The sequence below is a fragment of the Microseira wollei NIES-4236 genome, assembly GCF_020521235.1.
GTDB lineage: Bacteria > Cyanobacteriota > Cyanobacteriia > Cyanobacteriales > Aerosakkonemataceae > Microseira > Microseira wollei.
In genome coordinates this window covers 38,260-56,669 of the sequence record NZ_BLAY01000049.1, presented here as the reverse complement: position 1 = coordinate 56,669, position 18,410 = coordinate 38,260, and the positions used below count along the sequence as shown (strand labels likewise).

Sequence of the window (18,410 nt, the reverse complement as noted above, 5' to 3'; positions counted from 1 at the left end):
CAACTTTAAACCGAGGTATATGTATTGCCGTGCCCCGACATCAATGAATCTGGAATCAATCAATACGAGGTAGTAGCACAGCACGCTCAATCTTAAATCTTAAACCGATCTATCTGTATTGCCGTGCTACTACATTACCTGTACCCATCGCCCCGACATCAATCAATATGGAATCGTTGTTTTACACTTGGAAAAACTATCGCTGTGCCTACTCAGTTCATCACCCAACCAATTCAACGGGGGATGAGGGTGTACCTCTGTTATTAATTCATCCCATTGGTGTAGGGTTGTCTCGGCATTTCTGGCAACGGTTTTGTCGCGTTTGGTATGAGACGGGACATGGAAATCCGATTTATAATCCAGATTTACTGGGTTGCGGTGAAAGCGATATGCCCCACGTAGCTTGTACGCCTGCGGATTGGGCAGAACAATTGCATCATTTTTTGCAGACCGTGGTGCAAAAACCTGTGATTTTAATCGTCCAAGGTGCGCTGTTACCTGTGGGACTGGAATTGGTCAAATTGCAACGCGAAGCGAATTTAATTCGGGGATTAATATTAGCGGGACCTCCAGCTTGGAAGTTAATCGCAAAAAAAGCAGCGAATTGGCAGCAAAGATTTGCTTGGAATTTATTAGATTCTCCCATAGGTAGTGCGTTTTATCGCTATGCGCGACGGGAGGAATTTTTACGATCTTTCTCTACAAAACAATTGTTTGAGACGGGTGAGAAAGTCGATACCGAATGGTTGGAAATGTTACAAGAAGGGGCAAAAAATCTGGCGAGTCGGTATGCGGTGTTTTCGTTTCTAGCTAGATTTTGGCAGCAGGATTATGGGGATGCGATCGCCAACCTTACCCAACCCACTTTAGTCGTTTTGGGAACGAAATCTTCTAGTATCAGTAAAGAAGGCAAGCAAGAAACCCCGGACGACCGTTTGCTGGAATACGTCAAGCACTTACCAAACGGTCGCGGAGTGAAAATTCCGGGTCGAAATGTTCTGCCTTATGAAGCAACAACCGAGTTTGTCGATGCGATCGCACCATTTATCCTTACGTAAAACCTGCTGGGTTTCTGCGGCAGCGATACGTGCTACGTACACGCTGAACGCGAACGCACCCTAGAAAACTTAATAACGCAAGTTGCTAGTTATAAACTTTGGCGTTGCTAATTGCTAATTGCTAATTGCTAATATAGGATTTTTACCAATCTCGCCATTAGCCATTAGCCATTAGCTTCTATTTATGAGATAACTAGCAACTTGAGTTAATATCTAACGGTTGATATAAATAACCTGACAAATCAAAATTAATGTGACCTTGACCGGGTAATTGATGCCTTTAACCAGTTTTTCTATCGCGCGTTGTATATGCAGTTGATAGAAACTTGGTAGATGACCCTGAAATTGTTCGGAAATTAGCAGCCTTATTCCTGCGACGGAATCCTAGTTTAGATTTGGCAAAGTGGGAGTTGATGGCGCTGATGCTTTATCAAGCAGTCGCCAATCTCCTTTGCTTACCGCTCAACCAAGATGAAAAATTTTGCCAGAAGATGATGGCAAAATGCAAAATTATTTGGGTTGAGCTTCAGAATTTTCCGCCAGACACTGGCCTCACGTGACCCGTAACCAGCGCCAGCTGCAATTTGATAAAGGCATTAAAATCTTCCATTTCGTCGTTGGTTTGTAGAAGTAGATGCAACCGCTTTTCTGTTTCTTTGGTTAAATAACCTTTGGTCAAGGCTTGTTGGACAGCTTCGCGGATTGACATACACAAAATCGGAGATTAGTCAACGACTATCAAGATTTTTTTCAGCAAAAACCTATCGAGTTTTGAAGAATTTCTTGCTAACGAAGTTTTCAGCTTCTTGCTGACGATTATTTTTCTCGTACAAGTCAAGCTGAAATCTTCACCTAGAACAAATTTCTTTTGAATCAGTTTTTGCACAATAGAGAAAACAAATTCATCTAGCCATTCAGTGTAAGTATCTAGATCGTACAAATTTTCTACAACCCAGTCGAAAGTATCCGGTTCGGTTTCATAGACTTCCAGCAGTGCTGCGGAAAAAATTGTTTTTGCATACTCACCACCTTTGATACAGTTTAGCGTATTTTGACAAAACTCAATCAGGGATTTACTTTTACATTGTAAAGCGCGGATAATTAACCCCAGATCCAATTCCAATGACTCAGTATAGTTTCTGTCGGACATAATACTATCCTCTCGCTCGATACTTCTAAGATTAAAACGAAAATGTGCAGAAATTATGGAGATCTAGGGAAAAACCTGTAAAACTTTGATGAATTTAAATGACCAAACTTACCTACGTAGTCCGAGATTTCGCCTCGGTATAATTTCTATGTTAATCTATACTTATAGCGGCTTCATGCGTAAAATTACTGAAAATAGAGCGATAAGGAGAGGAAAAAAAGCGTCAACAAAGTGAAAATTGCTGCTGGCTTAAAAATCATCGCCCCTTCATCTTGCAAGGGTTTTGGGCAGTGGGGTTCTTAATGGATAAACTGTTTTTTAGAATAAAAAATGTGTAATCGGGTAGCAGGTAGTGGGAATTATTCGCGTACTACCTACTACCCCCTGAGTAATTTCACGTAAATCGATGACAGAAAATAATTAGCAATGATGAAGTTAGTCGGAAGCTAATTTGGGAGGACGACCCCTCAAACCCGTCATCAGTTGCAATACATAAATTTTAACAGGAGCAATGTGGCGCAGTATCCACAAACCGAATCGGCGAATGACTACCATTGGTAACCAATTATTGGAAAACATCCGATCGAGGAAATCCGTCATCCCTAAAATGGTGAGATTTTCGGGTTGGCGCCAGCGTTCGTAGCGCAAGAGTACCTGGATATCGCCAATATCTTCACCTTGCTGGTGCGCTGCGGTCAAAATTTGAGCTAATGCTGCGGCGTCGCGGATACCCAAGTTCATCCCTTGTCCGGCGACGGGATGGCAACAGTGCGCGGCATCGCCGATGAGTGCGAGGCGGTGTTGGGCGTAGCGTACGCTCTGCATCAACTGTACCGGGAATAAATATCGCGAGCCGATCAATTCCAATTTCCCCAGCAGTCCCCCCGTATGGTATGCCAATTTTTGCAGAAATTGATTTTCGTCGAGTTCCAGTAAAGCTTTTGCTTCCCCGTGGGGTGCAGTCCAAACAACTTGACAGCGATTTCCGGGTAAAGGTAAAACTCCCATTGGACCAGAAGGCCAAAAACGCTCGTAGGCGACATTATTGTGGGATTTTTCTGGTTTAATCGTTGCTACCACGCAAGATTGCCAGTAATGCCAACCTTTTGTCTGGATACCTGCCCCTTGACGAATGCGCGAGCGCGCCCCATCCGCCCCCACCAGCAAGCGAGTCCGAATGCGGCAATGGGTAATTGCGTTCCCAGGCAGAGTCTGGGAACGAGGGTCACAATCCAAATTTCCCCCCGGATCTGGAGCTCCAGAGCTCCAGAGCTCACCTGCCCCCCTGCTCACCTGCAATTCGATTTCCACCCCATCCGCTTGATATTCGGCACGTATTACTTCTGCGGGACAGAGGAAAGAGACATTCTTGCTATTTTTTAATTGATTTTGCAACGCACTCAACAGTACTCGGTGTTCCGCCGCATAACCCAGACCATTCGTGCCTAGTTCCTGGGGTTCAAAATACACTACTTTGTCATAATCGGCGTCAGATAAGCTGATTTGACCGAATGTGGAGATTTGGGGCAAAATCTCGTCCCAAACACCAATGCCCGCAAAAATGCGCCCAGAAAGTAGGGAAATTACGTAAGCGCGACCTTTTGCTACAGCAACCGACTCGGCTTGCGCCTCGATCAGCAGTATACTGAGGCCAGAATCCTTTAAGGCACAAGCGAGGGTTAATCCGATAATGCCGCCGCCGACAATGGCTAAGTCGTAATCAAATGCCTGGGGCGCGATCGCTTGCGACATCGAGACGGTTTGAGCGAGTTGTTGGGACGCCATGTTTAACTAAACTTATCTAGGAATAATTATCTGGTTAGTATTTTGGCAATATAAATCGGGTGTTTGCAAGTAGAGCTATTTCAGATTTAAGATTTCAGATCAAATGACTAAAACAGTTTTTGTTACAGGCGGTACGGGTTTTATCGGCGCTAACTTAATCCAATTGCTCGTGCAGGAAGGATATACTGTACGGGCGCTGGCGCGTCCTAGCAGTCGTTTGGATAACCTGCGGCATCTCGATATTGAAATTGTCAAAGGCGACCTTAACGACCCTCAATTGTGGCAGCAAATGAAAGGTTGTCAAGTACTGTTTCACGTTGCGGCGCATTATTCGCTTTGGCAAGCTGATAAAGATTTACTTTATCGCCATAATGTGCTAGGAACTCGAAATATTTTAGCCGCAGCTCAAAAAGCGGGAATTGAGCGAACGGTTTATACCAGTTCAGTAGCAGCAATTGGGGTTAAACGGGGAGGAATTGCCGATGAAACTTATCAAAGTCCGCCGGATGCATTGATTGGGGATTACAAAAAATCTAAATATTGGGCGGAACAGGAAGCGATTCAAGCTGGAAAAATACAAGATGTGGTTATTGTCAACCCCAGCAGTCCGATTGGGCCAATGGATATCAAGCCTACTCCTACAGGAGATATTATTTTAAGGTTTTTGCGGCGACAAATGCCGTTTTATCTGGATACGGGGTTAAATTTTATTGATGTGCGGGATGTGGCGCGGGGACATTTGTTAGCTTTGGAAAGGGGTAAGGCGGGCGATCGCTACATCCTCGGTAACCAAAACCTCACCCTCAAAACCCTCCTCGATCTACTTTCCCAAATTACAGGTTTAAAAGCACCGCAAAGCAGCGTCCCCGCTTGGTTGCCCCTGGGGGTCGCCTGGGTGGACGAACGAATTCTCGCACCTTTGGGAAAACAGCCTTCGATACCTTTAGATGGCGTCCGCATGGCGACGCAAACTATGTATTACGATGCCGCAAAAGCTGTGAGAGAATTGGGTTTACCTCAGACACCAATCGAGATAGGTTTGAAAGATGCTGTAGACTGGTTTAGGAAGTATTTTGAATTGAAAACGCCTAACGACTAAAGTCGCGGCTACAAAAACAAAGTCCGCCTGCGCGGACTCAAGATGTCGGTTAAAATTAGCCTGCTACGCCTTGCTTTGTTTGTATAGCCCCAGGCTTTAGCCTGCGGGCGAATGCGGGATACAAAACTACCTTTCCTACTATTTGCAGCACAACATCTCAACCCAAACAAAAATAACTACCTACTTTTCCTACCAAGTTTATATACTAGAGTCACAAAATATATGATATATTGATTTCAGCAGTGAATTAAAAGTCAATTATGAACCTGAAAAAAGGAATCAACCCGCTACAAAGTGTCAAAGATAAAGCAGAGGAAGTTGCAGGTCAATTAAAGGAAGAGGCTACAGAACTTTCTGCAGCCGCCCAAGAACAATTTGAGGCGGTTTTAGACGAATACCAAAAGGTTCTACCAATTGCCGAAAGTCTCGGCCTCAAGGTAGGAAGTTTTGAGGTAGAAATGGGAATATTGCCCCAAATTAAAACATCGCTAGTAGGTTCCGTAGAAGGAATTAACAACGAGGCAGTTCAAGCACTGATAGATCAGCATCAAAACAATAAGTTATTGGTGCTGATATTCAAGGCTTTACTAATGACAAAAGACATGCAAAAACGACTAAATATAACCAATTTAAAAGGGATTGTCGTTGATATCAGACTCGGCGTACCTCCAAAAGTATCTGTGAATTTAGCTTCCTAATTCAGAAACCCGGTTTCTTAGACAATACCTTCACCAAAATACCCTCACCCTGAAGGGTGGGGCGTGACAAACTTTGGCTGCCAGAGCAGCCTGCAAGCAATGATTTTAGCCCACGTAGGCAGCCAAAGTTTGTGTGGGGCGTGACAAACTTTGGCTGCCAGAGCAGCCTGCAAGTAATGATTTTAGCCCACGTAGGTGGGCTTTGTTTGTGTGGGGCGTGACAAACTTTGGCTGCCAGAGCAGCCTGCAAGCAATGATTTTAGCCCACGTAGGCAGCCAAAGTTTGTGTGGGGCGTGACAAACTTTGGCTGCCAGAGCAGCCTGCAAGCAATGATTTTAGCCCACGTAGGTGGGCTTTGTTTGTGTAGCCCCATGCTTCAGCGTGGGGCGTTTCAGAAAATTGGCGCAGGTATTATTAGAGAAACCGGGTTTCTAGGTTTCAAGTTTCCACCGCAAATTCTTCTGGATCGATGCCCCAATTCACCCAGCGAATCGCCTCTCTTGCGGATTTCATCGAGGGGGGTACGCGCAAAGCATGAATAAATCCTGTGCTGGGGCAGGTCATTTTTAATAAATAAATTGGCTCCACATCAACTTGGCGATCAATTTTCAACAAAGTGTATTCTCGCCAGGTATCTAACTAGGTTGCTGGCAATTCTTGACAGATGCGGGCGTAACCAATTCCCTGAATTAGCACTCGCCGCAATTCTGCGTTTTTTTCTTCTAAAATCCATTGTACTTGCCACTGGTTCGGGTGCAGTTGCCCGTATTTTTCAGGCAATGTTACGCCGTGATAGGCGTAAACGCTGAAGCCGTCGGCATACTGAATCGCGGGTTGTCCTTCTGCGTGCAGGCGTTGTTGATTATCAAAAGAGAGGATGCGCGGGCGATCGCATACATAGCAAGTTTTTTCCAAGGTAAAAATCCAGCCGCAATCAAACGCTAGCGACTGAAAGATTTGCCATATTTTTGGCTCGCAAGTGCAATTTAAGACAGAAATACAAAAATCAAAAAGACTGCTATAACAAGCCAAATATTCAGGGGAAATGCAACAATACAATATGCTCACCTGTTGGCAGTCGAGTTGACTGTACAGTTGGCTCTCCAGTTGGCTGTCGAGTTGGCTGTGCAGTTGGTTCCACAGTTGGTTCCACAGTTGGCTCCACAGTTGGTTTTCCAGTTGGTTCACCACTTGGCTGTACAGTTGGTTCACCAGTAGACTGCCCAGTTCGCTCCCCAGTTCTCTACCATTTTGATTCACAGTAGCGTAGCTAGCAGCATAAGGACTATCGCAAATAATAATCTCAGGCTCTTGATAACCAATCAGTTCGTAAGCTGCTTTTATAGCATTAGATGATTTTTGAGGATCGATCGCTTCAGTAGAAAGTGCTATCCTGCGCCACTTCTCTGGATATACCGGAATTAAAGCTTCTTGCTTTTGCGTCAGTTTTTCTATCTTAATCTGCGACATATCGCCATCTGTTACCGGGTTTGTTAGACCTATCGTAGCGATCGCTACCATTACCCGACTGATGCACGAGGTGCGTCTGGCGATGGGGGTAGGGGTAGGGCAGTAAAACTATCTTGGTACAAAGCAAAAAAGGTAATGATGCGGTAACTTTACCAGAGATTTAGGCGATCGCCACCCATCCCCCAATTAAAAAAGTTGCACATGGCGTCATCAGCTTTTTGGAGTTTTGAGGAACACTAAACGGAGAGACTGTAGCTAAAACAGCGACTCTGATTAGAAGCGAACGCTGCTGATGCACGCAAACAAGGTGAGAGGAGTACTATGGCAATACACTTACAACAAGCCCTCGAAGTCGGTAAGTATCTAGTCACCCAACGTTTGAAGGGACGGAAAAAATTCCCCCTCGTCTTGATGTTGGAACCTTTATTCCGCTGTAACCTCGCTTGTCCCGGTTGCGGTAAAATTCAACATCCCAACGAAATCCTCAAACGCAATCTCACCCCCGAAGAGTGCTTTACCGCCGCAGAAGAATGCGGCGCACCCGTTGTCGCCATTCCCGGCGGCGAACCGCTGCTCCACCCACAAATTGGTGAAATTGTCAAGGGATTGGTCGAGCGCCGGAAGTTTGTTTACCTCTGCACCAACGGCATTTTGTTGGAAAAAAGCTTAGATAAATTTGAGCCTTCCCCTTACTTTAGTTTCAGCGTCCATTTAGACGGTTTGCGGGAACATCACGACAAATGCGTAGATCGTGAAGGCATTTTCGATATTGCTGTAAAAGCGATTCGCGTCGCTAAAGCGAAAGGATTTCGCGTTACCACTAATACTACCGTGTTTGAAAACAGCGATCCCAAGGAAATGCAGGAATTCTTTGACTTCGTAAGCACCTTGGGAGTCGATGGCATGATGGTTTCCCCAGGCTATAGTTACGAATGGGCGCCAGATCAAGAGCATTTCCTCAAGCGGGAACAAACCAAAGCTATATTCAGAGAAATCTTAGCTCCCTACAAGGCAGGTAAGAATAACTGGAGCTTTAACCACAACCCGCTATTTCTCGATTTTCTCACAGGCGAGAAAGAATACGAATGCACGCCTTGGGGAAGTCCGAGTTACAGCGTTTTGGGATGGCAAAAGCCTTGCTACCTACTAAACGAAGGTCATTATTCCACATTTCAAGAACTGCTGGATAATACCGATTGGAGCAAATACGGTCGCAAGAGCGGTAATCCCAAATGTGCTGATTGTATGATGCATTGCGGCTTCGAGCCAACCGCAGCAATCGATGCATTAGAACCGAAAAATATGATGCGTGCTGCTAGCAGTGTGTTTGGCATGGCTAAATAGTACGGTATCTACGCATTTGGGTTAAAGCGCCAAATCCCCAACCGCCCGGAAATAAATTTCCGGGCTAATAGCTCAAGTCCATTAAAATAAACTAAAAAAGCACGTATAAAATAGTTGGTTTTAACCGACTAGCGTGGTTAATCCCCAACCGCCCGGAAATAAATTTCCGGGCTAATAGCTCAAGTCCATTAAAATGGACTAAAAACCACAAATAAAATAGTCGGTTAAAACCGAATAGCGTGGTCAATCCCCAACCACCCGGAAATAAATTTCCGGGCTAATAGCTCAAGTCCATTAAAATGGACTAAAAACCACAAATAAAATAGTCGGTTAAAACCGAATAGCCTGGTCAATCCCCAACCACCCGGAAATAAATTTCCGGGCTAATAGCTCAAGTCCATTAAAATGGACTAAAAAGCAAAAATAAAATAGTCGGTTAAAACCGAATAGCCTGGTCAATCCCCAACCACCCGGAAATAAATTTCCGGGCTAATAGCTCAAGTCCATTAAAATGGACTAAAAAGCAAAAATAAAATAAAATAGTCAGTTTTAACCGACTTGAGCTATTAGCCAGGGAATAAATTCCCTGGCAAAGTGGCGGACTTTTGCAAGAACTCTATTAACCCATGCCTTATTGCGCTATCCCCGATGCTAGAACTTCACTGTCACACAACCTATTCTGACGGCTCTTTAACGCCCACACAACTCGTTGCTGCTGCTGCTAACGCAGGAGTACGCGCGCTTGCTATTACCGACCACGATACGCTTTCTGGGTGGGACGAAGCGTTTTGCGCCGCCCTCGAACACCAAATAGAAATTGTGCCGGGACTGGAATTAAGTACGGTTCACAATGACCGTTCTCTGCACATTCTAGGTTTTTACCCAAAACGAGATAAATTGAATCAAGGATTGCATTTGCGCTTAGAAGGACGTTTCCGTCGCGCCAGACAAATGGTAGAAAACCTAGCCAAGTTGGGATACCCAATCGAAATGCCCACTTTAGGCGAAGGAATGGCACCGGGACGCCCCCATATTGCCGCTGCTTTAGTCAAAGCGGGATACGTCCAATCATCTCAAGAAGCATTTGATCGCTGGTTGGGAGATGATAAACCAGCTTACGTGCATTACGAGAAATTTTCTATTGTTGAAGGTATAGAATTATTACGCAATAGCGGTGCAGTTCCAGTATGGGCGCATCCCTATCTATTTCGCGGCGGTAAAGTCGAGGAAGTGCTAAAAGAAATGGTAGATGCGGGTTTAATGGGAGTAGAAGTTTACCATCCCACCCACAGTGCTTCGGAAGTCCGCAATTTAGAAAAGTTGTGTCAAGAATACGACTTGTTAATGACTGGCGGCAGCGATTATCATGGCCCTGATGTTAAAGGATGGGAACAGACTAAATTAAATATGATGCACTTGCCTTTAAACTTGCTTGAGCCTATTAAAGCAGCTGCTGGATGTTAGATCGCAAATCGGGTTTCTTTAACCGAGATCTTGCACCTTTTGACCCACCCGCCCGGAAATAAATTTCCACAGCGAGTAATATCAAATCCGGTGGCATCGGAATGATCGGCCTTTTTTGGTAATTGCTAATTGCTAATTGCTAATTGCTAATTGCCCCTACAGGTAGTAATTCCGATGCCTAAGGAAACGATATAACCTAAGTCCATTTTAATCGACTGGAATACCTAGTCCTCTTCAGAGGACTTTTGCTATTAGCCAGGGAATTAATTCCCTGGCGGGTTAACGGGGTGATGCAATATCTGAATTTAACAAACCGGGTTTCTGTGAATTAAACCATCTGCGCTAATCGACTAATTCGCTCAGAATAGCTTTTCATTACCTCAAGCGCAAACATGGGCATTTCTTGTACGGCGAAAAGAAAACGCTGCCGATTGAGATAAGCTAGTTCACAGTCAGTTTTTGCGATCGCGCTATAAGTTCTATCTTTTACCTCAACTAGCGCCCCGGTGCCAAAAACTGCACCTGTCTCTATTGTCTCTACAATCTTGCCGTTGACCAATAAATCGACTTCTCCAGACAGGATACCGTACATTAAATCAGCCGGATCGCCTTCTTTAAAGATAGTTTGACCTGCTGAAAATATTTTAGGTTCGGGCTGTTTTTGTAATATGCTGACTGTCAGCGCTGGGTTTGTCATTTATTCGATGGGAACGTATTCTGCTGCTGGTTGAGTGGTTTCTATTTTATCTTCCGATTTGCGGTAACGTTCGTCTAGCCAAGCTAACCCTGCACCCGTTACTTCTGCCAAAATGGAAATGAATCGGAATAGGGCGACGATACTCAATAATACACCCGTTGGGAACGATTGATTTAGGAGTGCGACCGCTGTCCCCTCCAACACCCCCACCCCTCCCGGCGCCCCCGGAACTACCACCGACAACAGCCAAGCTAAACTAAAACTACTAACCAGCATCGGCAGTTGATTTAAACTTACCGGATTTATTGCGATAAATGTTAGCAAAAAACCCCCGCATCGCAGACTGATAAAGCACAATGCCCCTAATAATAATTTTAACGGATAGCGTTCGATACATGCCGCCGCATTAATATTAGGACAGCTAGGGTTTTTCTTGAACTTTCCAGTAAATCCGAGCAAGGGATTCAAAACCCGCGGATGGACAATAGTCAAAATTCCGACTAAACAGGGTACTTGCAAAGTCCAACTCTGAGCAGTTGGCGATATACTTCCAGATAAATGACTGCTGACTAAAGTAGTCAATAACGCTGCTGCTATCATTAAAAATGGTTCTATAACCACGCTTAAGGTAGCAATTTCCGGCGAAACCCCTGCATTTTTAGCGTTCCAAATTCTGCCGTAGTAGTGCCAAAGATGTCCTGGTAAATATTTAGCGATGTGGGTTTTCAAGTAAACTTTAATCACCCAAGTGCTGTTCAAAGGTTGGTTAAATTCTCCCAGGGTCAAACTCCACACCCATCCCGCACAACTAAACGCCAGTAAGGTTACTACTATGGCGCTTGCTAGATAAAACCATCCTACTGGTTCAATTCTAATTGCCGCTACTTCCTGCCAATGATTTTGGAATGCTTTCACCAAAAATATCAGCATTCCTCCTAAAATTGCCCAGTGCAGGAATGGCTTGAGGCGAGATAATTTTTGTTTCATACAGTTGGTTGGTTTTTCTCGACAATTGCTCAGGAGCGTTAGACTTGCACCCAGAACTAGCTCAGAAATAAATTTCGCTTTTGCTATCAGCATAAATTTATTTGGGCGCTGACTTTATAATTATTTCCCTGGCGGTCTCTGGTAAGTTTAACAAATTTTTCTACGAATTTCACCTCCCATTGGTTTTTGCTCGTCTATCTTTTTGTAAATTTACGTAATTTCACGGGGTTGCTGACGCAATTTCTGCGAGTAGAAAGAGGCGGACTCTTTGCCGCTAGCGCACTCCTTAGCAAACTGAATTAGGTGGTGACCGACCATGCCAACGTGAATCAGACTTTCAATTTTACCGGCCCTAAAAGCAGGTTTAGCAAATTTCCAGAAAGTTTGGCGGTAATTGCCAAATAAGCCGACTCGCAGCAGAATATTGCCCATTATAGTCAAACCTTTGAGAATTTTCTCCTTAGAAGTGCGATCCGGACTATTAGGAACCTTAATCCGGTTCGGGTAAGTATTTTGCACGTTGTAGGCGTACCGCTGATATAAAAATTCTGGTTCGTAGGCGGTGGTAATGCAGCGACGCCACATTTCTACTACCTGTTCGTAGGGGAGTAAAAATTCTACATTGGATTCGCGGCTTTCATCGTCAACCAAACGCCCTTCTTGTTCCAATCTGCGCCACAGGGGAGTTCTGGGTAAAGCGTGGAGCAAGTTAATCGTCAGCATGGGAATATTAGAGAGACGAATAAACTCTAAAATTCGGTCTGCCGTATCGGGGGTATCCGTATCCAATCCCATAATAATTCCCGATACAACCTCCATGCCATAGCTGTTCAAAGTTTTGATTGCCTCTAATATTGGCATACTGAGGTTGTGGGTTTTGGAAATCGACTGGAGTGCATCCTTTTCCGGGGTTTCGATGCCGCAAAAAACCGTACAAAAATAAGCTTCGCGCATCATTTCCAGCAATTTCGGACTCATTGCTAGATTTAGCGTCGCTTCGCAAGCGAATTGCACGGGATAGCCATTGCGCTTTTGCCAGTCTATCAGGTGGGGCAGTAAATCCATTACGGCGCGGCGATCGCCTACAAAATTATCATCCACAAAATACACCGCCCCTGGATTCCCGCAGGCCAGCATCTGATCCAATTCGGCGATAATTTGTTCTGGAGTCTTGATGCGCGGATTTCTGCCGTAAAGTTCCGGAATATCGCAAAATTCGCAGCGATAAGGACAGCCGCTGGAAAATTGAATATTCGCCAGCATATACTGATTCAGGTTGACCAGGTGATACGCCGGAGTGGGAAACTGGTTTAAAGGTAAGCGTTCCTTGGTTTCAAAGCGAATTTGTTGGGGAGGACGTTCCTTGTGTGAGTCGAGGTATTCGATCATGCGATCGCTCGCATCTCCCAACTCGCCAATGTGTAAAATATCAAAATCCGGGTAATATTCCGGGCAACCCGACACCGAAGGGCCACCCACAATTGTTATTTTGCCTTGTTGGTGCGCCAGTTCGTTAATCCGATTAATATGAGGGCGCTGGATGTGCATCCCGCTGACAATCACCACATCCGCCCATTTATAATCTGCCTTCTTCGCTGGTTTAATATTTTCATCGACAAACCGCACTTCCCACTCTTGGGGCAAATACGCAGCCACGATTAATATACCTTGGGGTGGCATAAACGCCTTTACCTTCCCCGTCAGCGGGTAGGCGTGGTGCAGCGTACCAAACGAACGGCTGTATTTGGGAAAAACGCAGAGAATGCGGCGATGATTCTGGGGAATATAGCGAATTCTTTCCCCAACCATCTCCGGGACTGGCTTTTCAAAGTCTTTCAGCTTAGTAGTCATCCAAGTTCCCCTCACACGCTTTTGTGTTGATGACACTGACCCACTTTAATTTGTCCAAATCCTAATTGCAAGCTTTTTGAGGATAGAGAGTAGCTGTAGGTGCGTTAGTGAAACGTAACGCACCATTCCACAAGCTTTCGGTGCCGTACTCCACTGATAACCCACCCTACCAGTCTGCACTTTTGTGTTGAGGGTAATTTCGGCGATATAATTCCACCAAACCGAGTAAATCTTGAGCATAGTTAGTTGCTGGGTCGATATTGCAGTAGATCAAACTGGTAGGATTGTTGATTTCGTGGGCAATTCCCGCAACTACCTGACCCAAACTAGCCATTTTTTCAGTCAGAACTAACTGAGATTGGCTACGTTTTAATTGCTCGACAGTTAGTTCTAGCTGTTGCGCCTTTTCTATAACTTGCAGTTCGCTTTGTTGCAAAGCGGCTTCTGCTTGCTTGCGATCGCTGATATCCCGCGCCACCCAAAGCGCTGAATTATCTGAAATTGGAGTAATCCTAACGGTAAACCAAATTTCTTCACGCTGACTTAAACTGTAGTCAAATTGGAGTATTTGCTGTTTTTCTATTGCCTGCCTCACTTTATCCAACCAGGTATTAGCCGTCCGATCCTGAAAAAATTGTTCTACTATTTGGCTGATTAAATCCGCGCGGTGTTGATTTAAAACAATTAAATTAGTTGGGATAATTTCTAAACTTTCGAGTTCGCTGCTAGTCGTATTTACGATCAGCACGAGATCGGTCATCGCCTCAAGCACTGCACGCATCTTCGCTTCAGACGAGCCGATCTTCTCCTCCAGGAGATTATGCCAAGTAATTGCGGAATCGGTTTTAAAGTTTTGCATGATCTGTGAAACGCGGTTTGCACCCTGGTGGTATTGAATATGACCCTATGCCAGCGTGGCTGGTTAGGAATAAACCTTTCTACCGTATATTAAAGAATAAACTGCCAGAAACAGTAAAAATACCAGATTTTTGCCGTAAAAAAGGCATATAAAAGAGGTTGAGGGTATAAAAAAAGACTTAAGGTATCTCAGGAGGATGGAGAAGCGATCGCGCAAAACAGGCTGAACGTGATATAAAAGCGGAAGCGGTCGAGTTGGGGTGCGATCGCGGATGTAATAATTGCTGAAAGGCACAGTTGCAAAAACAAATCTGTGAAATATTTTTTTCTTTCTGAGGGATGGGCTGTCAGCAGAGTCTGGTCATCCGATGGCCTGTGGAACGAAATCGCTTGGCGACGCCAACCCAATATTCGGCGCTTGAACCTTTGTCTGGTAGAAAAAAACGAGATTTTATGGCTTTATCGCGTAGAAGACGCTATTTTAACCGTGGAAGTCAAGCCCATCGACCCCAACCAAGTGAGTCAAGCTGCTCAAAGTATCAGTCATGTGATACTGAAACGGCTGATTACGGGTGACCAGGTACTTGATCGACTAGGGGCAGCAGAAGCTACCTGCCAGTTGGTGAACATACAATCTGTAGTTTTGTGACATCCTCCCCGCAGAAGCTGGCGCGAGGGTGGGGATTCCCATCATTACTGATGAGAATTCCTGGTTATCGAGCAACCTTACCCGGTTAAGTATCAGCGACGAGGCCAGAAACCCGGTTTCTTCGTCGATCTCGAGTTTCCTTTCCCAATGATTTTGCGTAGAAACCGGGTTTCTTTGCGTAAGTCCTGACTGAGAAGCCGATATCGGGGTTTTGGGGCGTCCTTGCGCCACTACAAACCAGCGGGCAAGCGGGCGCCCAGGGCGGGTAAAGAAATATAAAGAATCAGGCAGGAACCAGGAAATTTCATACTGAAGCCGAAAACCTTTGTGTTTCCCATCGGTTGCTTGCTGCCCAAGCCGCAATTCCCAATGCTCCATCTGCTCAAACTGCTTGCATTAGGTTCTATCAATAGTTACACTTCTTTAAACACTCTAATTTTGTTAAAGGCACTGTTAAACTGCCCACAGCGTTCCAAGCCAAGCCCGGTAAGGACATTCAGTGGACAGATACAAGATCTAAAACTTTAACAAACAGCACAAAAGTTCGTCGAACTAACACCACCAATCGAGGAGGAGCGTAGTCAATGGGACTACCTTGGTACCGAGTACATACAGTCGTCCTGAATGACCCAGGCCGATTGATATCTGTACACCTAATGCATACTGCCCTCGTGGCAGGATGGGCCGGTTCGATGGCACTGTACGAACTGGCTATTTATGACCCCAGCGATCCAGTATTGAACCCGATGTGGCGTCAAGGCATGTTCGTCATGCCCTTCATGGCTCGCTTGGGCGTAACAGATTCTTGGGCTGGTTGGAGCGTCGTCCCCGGTAAAACAACGATCGATCCGGGGTACTGGTCGTTTGAAGGCGTTGCCGCCGCTCACATCGCCCTTTCCGGTTTGCTGTTCCTAGCAGCCGTATGGCACTGGGTTTACTGGGATCTGGAACTCTTCAGAGACCCCCGCACCGGCGAACCGGCGCTGGACTTGCCAAAGATGTTTGGCATTCACTTGTTCTTATCTGGTCTTCTCTGCTTTGGTTTCGGGGCATTCCACCAAACCGGCTTGTTCGGTCCTGGGATGTGGATTTCCGACCCCTATGGGTTGACGGGTCACGTCCAACCTGTAGCACCGGAATGGGGACCTGCTGGCTTTAACCCCTTCAACCCCGGTGGCATCGTCGCTCACCACATTGCTGCGGGTATCGTTGGCATCATTGCTGGCTTATTCCACTTGACCGTTCGCCCACCGGAACGCCTCTACAAAGCGCTGCGGATGGGGAATATCGAAACCGTACTTTCTAGCAGTATCGCTGCGGTATTTTTCGCCGCTTTCGTAGTTGCCGGTACGATGTGGTACGGCAATGCTGCTACCCCCATCGAACTGTTTGGCCCCACCCGCTATCAATGGGACCAAGGTTATTTCAAACAAGAAATTAACCGCCGCGTCCAAGCAAGTCTGGATGAAGGTGCCAGCCTTTCGGAAGCTTGGTCGGCAATTCCAGAAAAACTGGCATTCTATGACTATGTAGGCAACAGCCCTGCTAAAGGCGGTCTGTTCCGCGTCGGACCGATGAACAATGGGGACGGCATTCCACAAGGATGGCTGGGTCACGCGGTGTTCACCGATGGCGAAGGTCGGGAATTGACCGTGCGCCGGATGCCCAACTTCTTTGAAACCTTCCCGGTTATCCTGACCGATAGCGATGGAATTGTTCGCGCTGACCTTCCCTTCCGTCGGGCAGAATCTAGGTACAGCTTCGAGCAAACTGGCGTCAAGGTTAGCTTCTACGGTGGCTCTCTCGACGGTCAAACCTTCACCGACCCGGCAGATGTGAAGAAGTATGCTCGTAAAGCTCAATTGGGAGAAATCATTGAGTTTGACCGGGAAACCTTAGGGTCTGACGGGGTATTCCGTACCAGCACTCGCGGTTGGTTCACCTTCGGACATGCTTGCTTCGCCTTGTTGTTCTTCTTCGGTCATATTTGGCACGGTTCTCGGACTCTGTTCCGCGATGTGTTTGCCGGTATCGACCCAGAACTGTCGGAAGAACAAGTCGAATGGGGCTTCTTCCAGAAATTGGGTGACAAGACCACCCGCCGCAAGGAACCTATTTAACCAAAGGTTGTAATCTGGCAAAGCAAGGTCTGAAGATGACTTTGGTAGAAATTTACTCGGTCATTTTGTTAGACCTTGCTTTCTCCTTGGTAGACTGATAGTTGGCTGGATAGTCAGGAATTTTTGATATGGAAAGCTTTGCTTACATTTTGATCCTAGCGTTAACGCTGGGTGTTCTTTTCTTTGCTATTGCCTTCCGCGAACCCCCTCGCATCGAGAAGTAACTAGCAAATTTGATCTTCTCTGTTGCTGCGTAGGCAAAGAAACCGGGTTTCTATGAAAAATCGTCGGTTTGGCAATCAGAGATCGCAGCAACAAACCCGGTTTCTAAGATCTTGGTGCGTAAGTCCTATTTGATCTTCTCTGTTGCTGCGTGCAACCGTTCAATAGCAAAAGCCGCTGTAACCTATTTGGCGAGATCGCGCCTCTCCCGAAGGAGAATCGCTGGTTGACCAGATAAAAAGGTAACAGTTGGCTTTCGCTTTTTTAGCTAAAAAGTCAATAGTCCTTAGTCTTGGGTCGAGAGTCAATTGTTGATTGGCAATAGGTAACTAATGACTATTGACTAGACTTGGCTGAATACTGACTCACAAGGATTTTGACACCATGAAGTGTCCTTTCTGCCAGCATCCAGAAAATCGCGTCCTCGAATCCCGTTCCGCAGAAGCGGGACAAAGTATCCGCCGCCGAAGAGAATGTTTACAGTGCAAGCATCGCTTTACGACTTACGAGCGAATTGAATTTGTGTCCATAACTGTTGTGAAGCGGGATGGGAGGCGAGAATCTTTTGACCGCTCTAAATTGCTGCGCGGTATTGTGCGAGCTTGTGAAAAAACCGGAATTGGGCAAATGCGACTCGCAGCGATTGTAGATGAGGTTGAATCACTTCTCCAGCAACGCGCTTTGCGCGAAGTTACCAGCAATGAAATTGGGGAAATTGTACTTGAGAAGCTGCAATCTCTTTCTGAAGTGGCTTACGTGCGCTTCGCTTCTGTTTATCGTAAATTCCAGGGGATTAGAGATTTTGTCGATACGTTAGATCATCTGCAAAATAATGGCGATAAAACCGATGATCGAGAAACTGCGATAGAGATTGCTACAAATTTAGAACAGTCCGCAGAGGATTCCGATCGACGGGAAACAGAGGCTTCGATGATGGCTCATTCTTAAATATACTCA

Annotated in this window: 16 protein-coding genes and 1 pseudogene; 9 read left to right on the top strand and 8 right to left on the bottom strand. The window is 45.7% G+C overall.

Annotated features, from left to right (window positions below):
- Positions 1–167 precede the first annotated feature (167 nt).
- Complete coding sequence (locus tag MiSe_RS17645) at positions 168–1,058, top strand: alpha/beta fold hydrolase (protein WP_226582732.1); 891 nt, start codon at positions 168–170, stop codon at positions 1,056–1,058.
- Between the two features lie 526 nt (positions 1,059–1,584).
- Here the strand turns inward: MiSe_RS17645 and MiSe_RS17640 are convergent.
- The 3 genes from MiSe_RS17640 to MiSe_RS17630 all read right to left on the bottom strand — a co-directional run bounded on the left by MiSe_RS17640 (position 1,585) and on the right by MiSe_RS17630 (position 3,993).
- Positions 1,585–1,767, bottom strand: a complete 183-nt coding sequence (locus tag MiSe_RS17640; protein ID WP_226582729.1) for a hypothetical protein — start codon at positions 1,765–1,767, stop codon at positions 1,585–1,587.
- Between the two features lie 15 nt (positions 1,768–1,782).
- Positions 1,783–2,208, bottom strand: a complete 426-nt coding sequence (locus MiSe_RS17635) for a hypothetical protein (RefSeq protein ID WP_226582726.1) — start codon at positions 2,206–2,208, stop codon at positions 1,783–1,785.
- Between the two features lie 435 nt (positions 2,209–2,643).
- Positions 2,644–3,993 (bottom strand): FAD-dependent hydroxylase, encoded by a 1,350-nt coding sequence (locus tag MiSe_RS17630; RefSeq protein WP_226582723.1) that lies wholly within the window; start codon positions 3,991–3,993, stop codon positions 2,644–2,646.
- Positions 3,994–4,096: 103 nt separating this feature from the next.
- Between MiSe_RS17630 and hpnA the strand changes: the two genes are divergently transcribed.
- Both hpnA and MiSe_RS17620 read left to right on the top strand, forming a co-directional pair.
- A complete protein-coding gene (hpnA, locus tag MiSe_RS17625) occupies positions 4,097–5,092 on the top strand; it encodes a hopanoid-associated sugar epimerase (RefSeq protein WP_226582720.1) in 996 nt (331 codons plus the stop codon).
- Positions 5,093–5,352: 260 nt separating this feature from the next.
- Positions 5,353–5,790 carry a hypothetical protein gene (locus MiSe_RS17620; RefSeq protein WP_226582717.1) on the top strand — a complete coding sequence of 146 codons (438 nt, stop codon included), beginning with the start codon at positions 5,353–5,355 and terminating at the stop codon, positions 5,788–5,790.
- A 439-nt stretch (positions 5,791–6,229) separates the two neighbouring features.
- On the opposite strand, the pseudogene MiSe_RS53845 reads toward MiSe_RS17620, so the two are convergent.
- Positions 6,230–7,261, bottom strand: a pseudogene (locus MiSe_RS53845) (DUF6745 domain-containing protein).
- Positions 7,262–7,582: 321 nt separating this feature from the next.
- Here MiSe_RS53845 and hpnH point away from each other — a divergent pair.
- The gene (hpnH, locus tag MiSe_RS17600; protein WP_226582705.1) at positions 7,583–8,605 is read left to right on the top strand and encodes an adenosyl-hopene transferase HpnH; all 1,023 of its coding nucleotides are present in this window, start codon (positions 7,583–7,585) and stop codon (positions 8,603–8,605) included.
- Positions 8,606–9,253: 648 nt separating this feature from the next.
- Positions 9,254–10,069, top strand: a complete 816-nt coding sequence (locus MiSe_RS17595) for a PHP domain-containing protein (protein ID WP_226582702.1) — start codon at positions 9,254–9,256, stop codon at positions 10,067–10,069.
- Between the two features lie 328 nt (positions 10,070–10,397).
- Here the strand turns inward: MiSe_RS17595 and MiSe_RS17590 are convergent, their stop codons facing one another.
- The 4 genes from MiSe_RS17590 to MiSe_RS17575 all read right to left on the bottom strand — a co-directional run bounded on the left by MiSe_RS17590 (position 10,398) and on the right by MiSe_RS17575 (position 14,463).
- Entirely contained in the window at positions 10,398–10,766 is a 369-nt protein-coding gene (locus MiSe_RS17590; RefSeq protein ID WP_226582700.1) for a cyclic nucleotide-binding domain-containing protein, read from the bottom strand.
- Positions 10,767–11,753, bottom strand: coding sequence for a lysylphosphatidylglycerol synthase transmembrane domain-containing protein (locus MiSe_RS17585; RefSeq protein ID WP_226582697.1), 987 nt, complete (start codon positions 11,751–11,753; stop codon positions 10,767–10,769).
- 210 nt (positions 11,754–11,963) lie between these two features.
- On the bottom strand, positions 11,964–13,604 hold the full coding sequence (locus MiSe_RS17580; protein WP_226582694.1) for a B12-binding domain-containing radical SAM protein: 1,641 nt from the start codon (positions 13,602–13,604) through the stop codon (positions 11,964–11,966).
- Between the two features lie 166 nt (positions 13,605–13,770).
- The gene (locus tag MiSe_RS17575; RefSeq protein ID WP_226582692.1) at positions 13,771–14,463 is read right to left on the bottom strand and encodes a sensor histidine kinase; all 693 of its coding nucleotides are present in this window, start codon (positions 14,461–14,463) and stop codon (positions 13,771–13,773) included.
- Between the two features lie 312 nt (positions 14,464–14,775).
- Here MiSe_RS17575 and MiSe_RS17570 point away from each other — a divergent pair, with 312 nt between their 5' ends.
- The 4 genes from MiSe_RS17570 to nrdR all read left to right on the top strand — a co-directional run bounded on the left by MiSe_RS17570 (position 14,776) and on the right by nrdR (position 18,401).
- On the top strand, positions 14,776–15,111 hold the full coding sequence (locus tag MiSe_RS17570) for a hypothetical protein (RefSeq protein WP_226582689.1): 336 nt from the start codon (positions 14,776–14,778) through the stop codon (positions 15,109–15,111).
- A 584-nt stretch (positions 15,112–15,695) separates the two neighbouring features.
- Positions 15,696–17,231, top strand: a complete 1,536-nt coding sequence (gene psbB, locus MiSe_RS17565) for a photosystem II chlorophyll-binding protein CP47 (protein WP_226582686.1) — start codon at positions 15,696–15,698, stop codon at positions 17,229–17,231.
- A 128-nt stretch (positions 17,232–17,359) separates the two neighbouring features.
- Entirely contained in the window at positions 17,360–17,455 is a 96-nt protein-coding gene (locus tag MiSe_RS17560) for a photosystem II reaction center protein T (RefSeq protein ID WP_226582684.1), read from the top strand.
- A 382-nt stretch (positions 17,456–17,837) separates the two neighbouring features.
- Positions 17,838–18,401: a transcriptional regulator NrdR gene (gene nrdR / locus MiSe_RS17555; RefSeq protein WP_226582682.1), complete on the top strand. Its 564-nt coding sequence runs from the start codon at positions 17,838–17,840 to the stop codon at positions 18,399–18,401.
- Positions 18,402–18,410 lie beyond the last annotated feature (9 nt).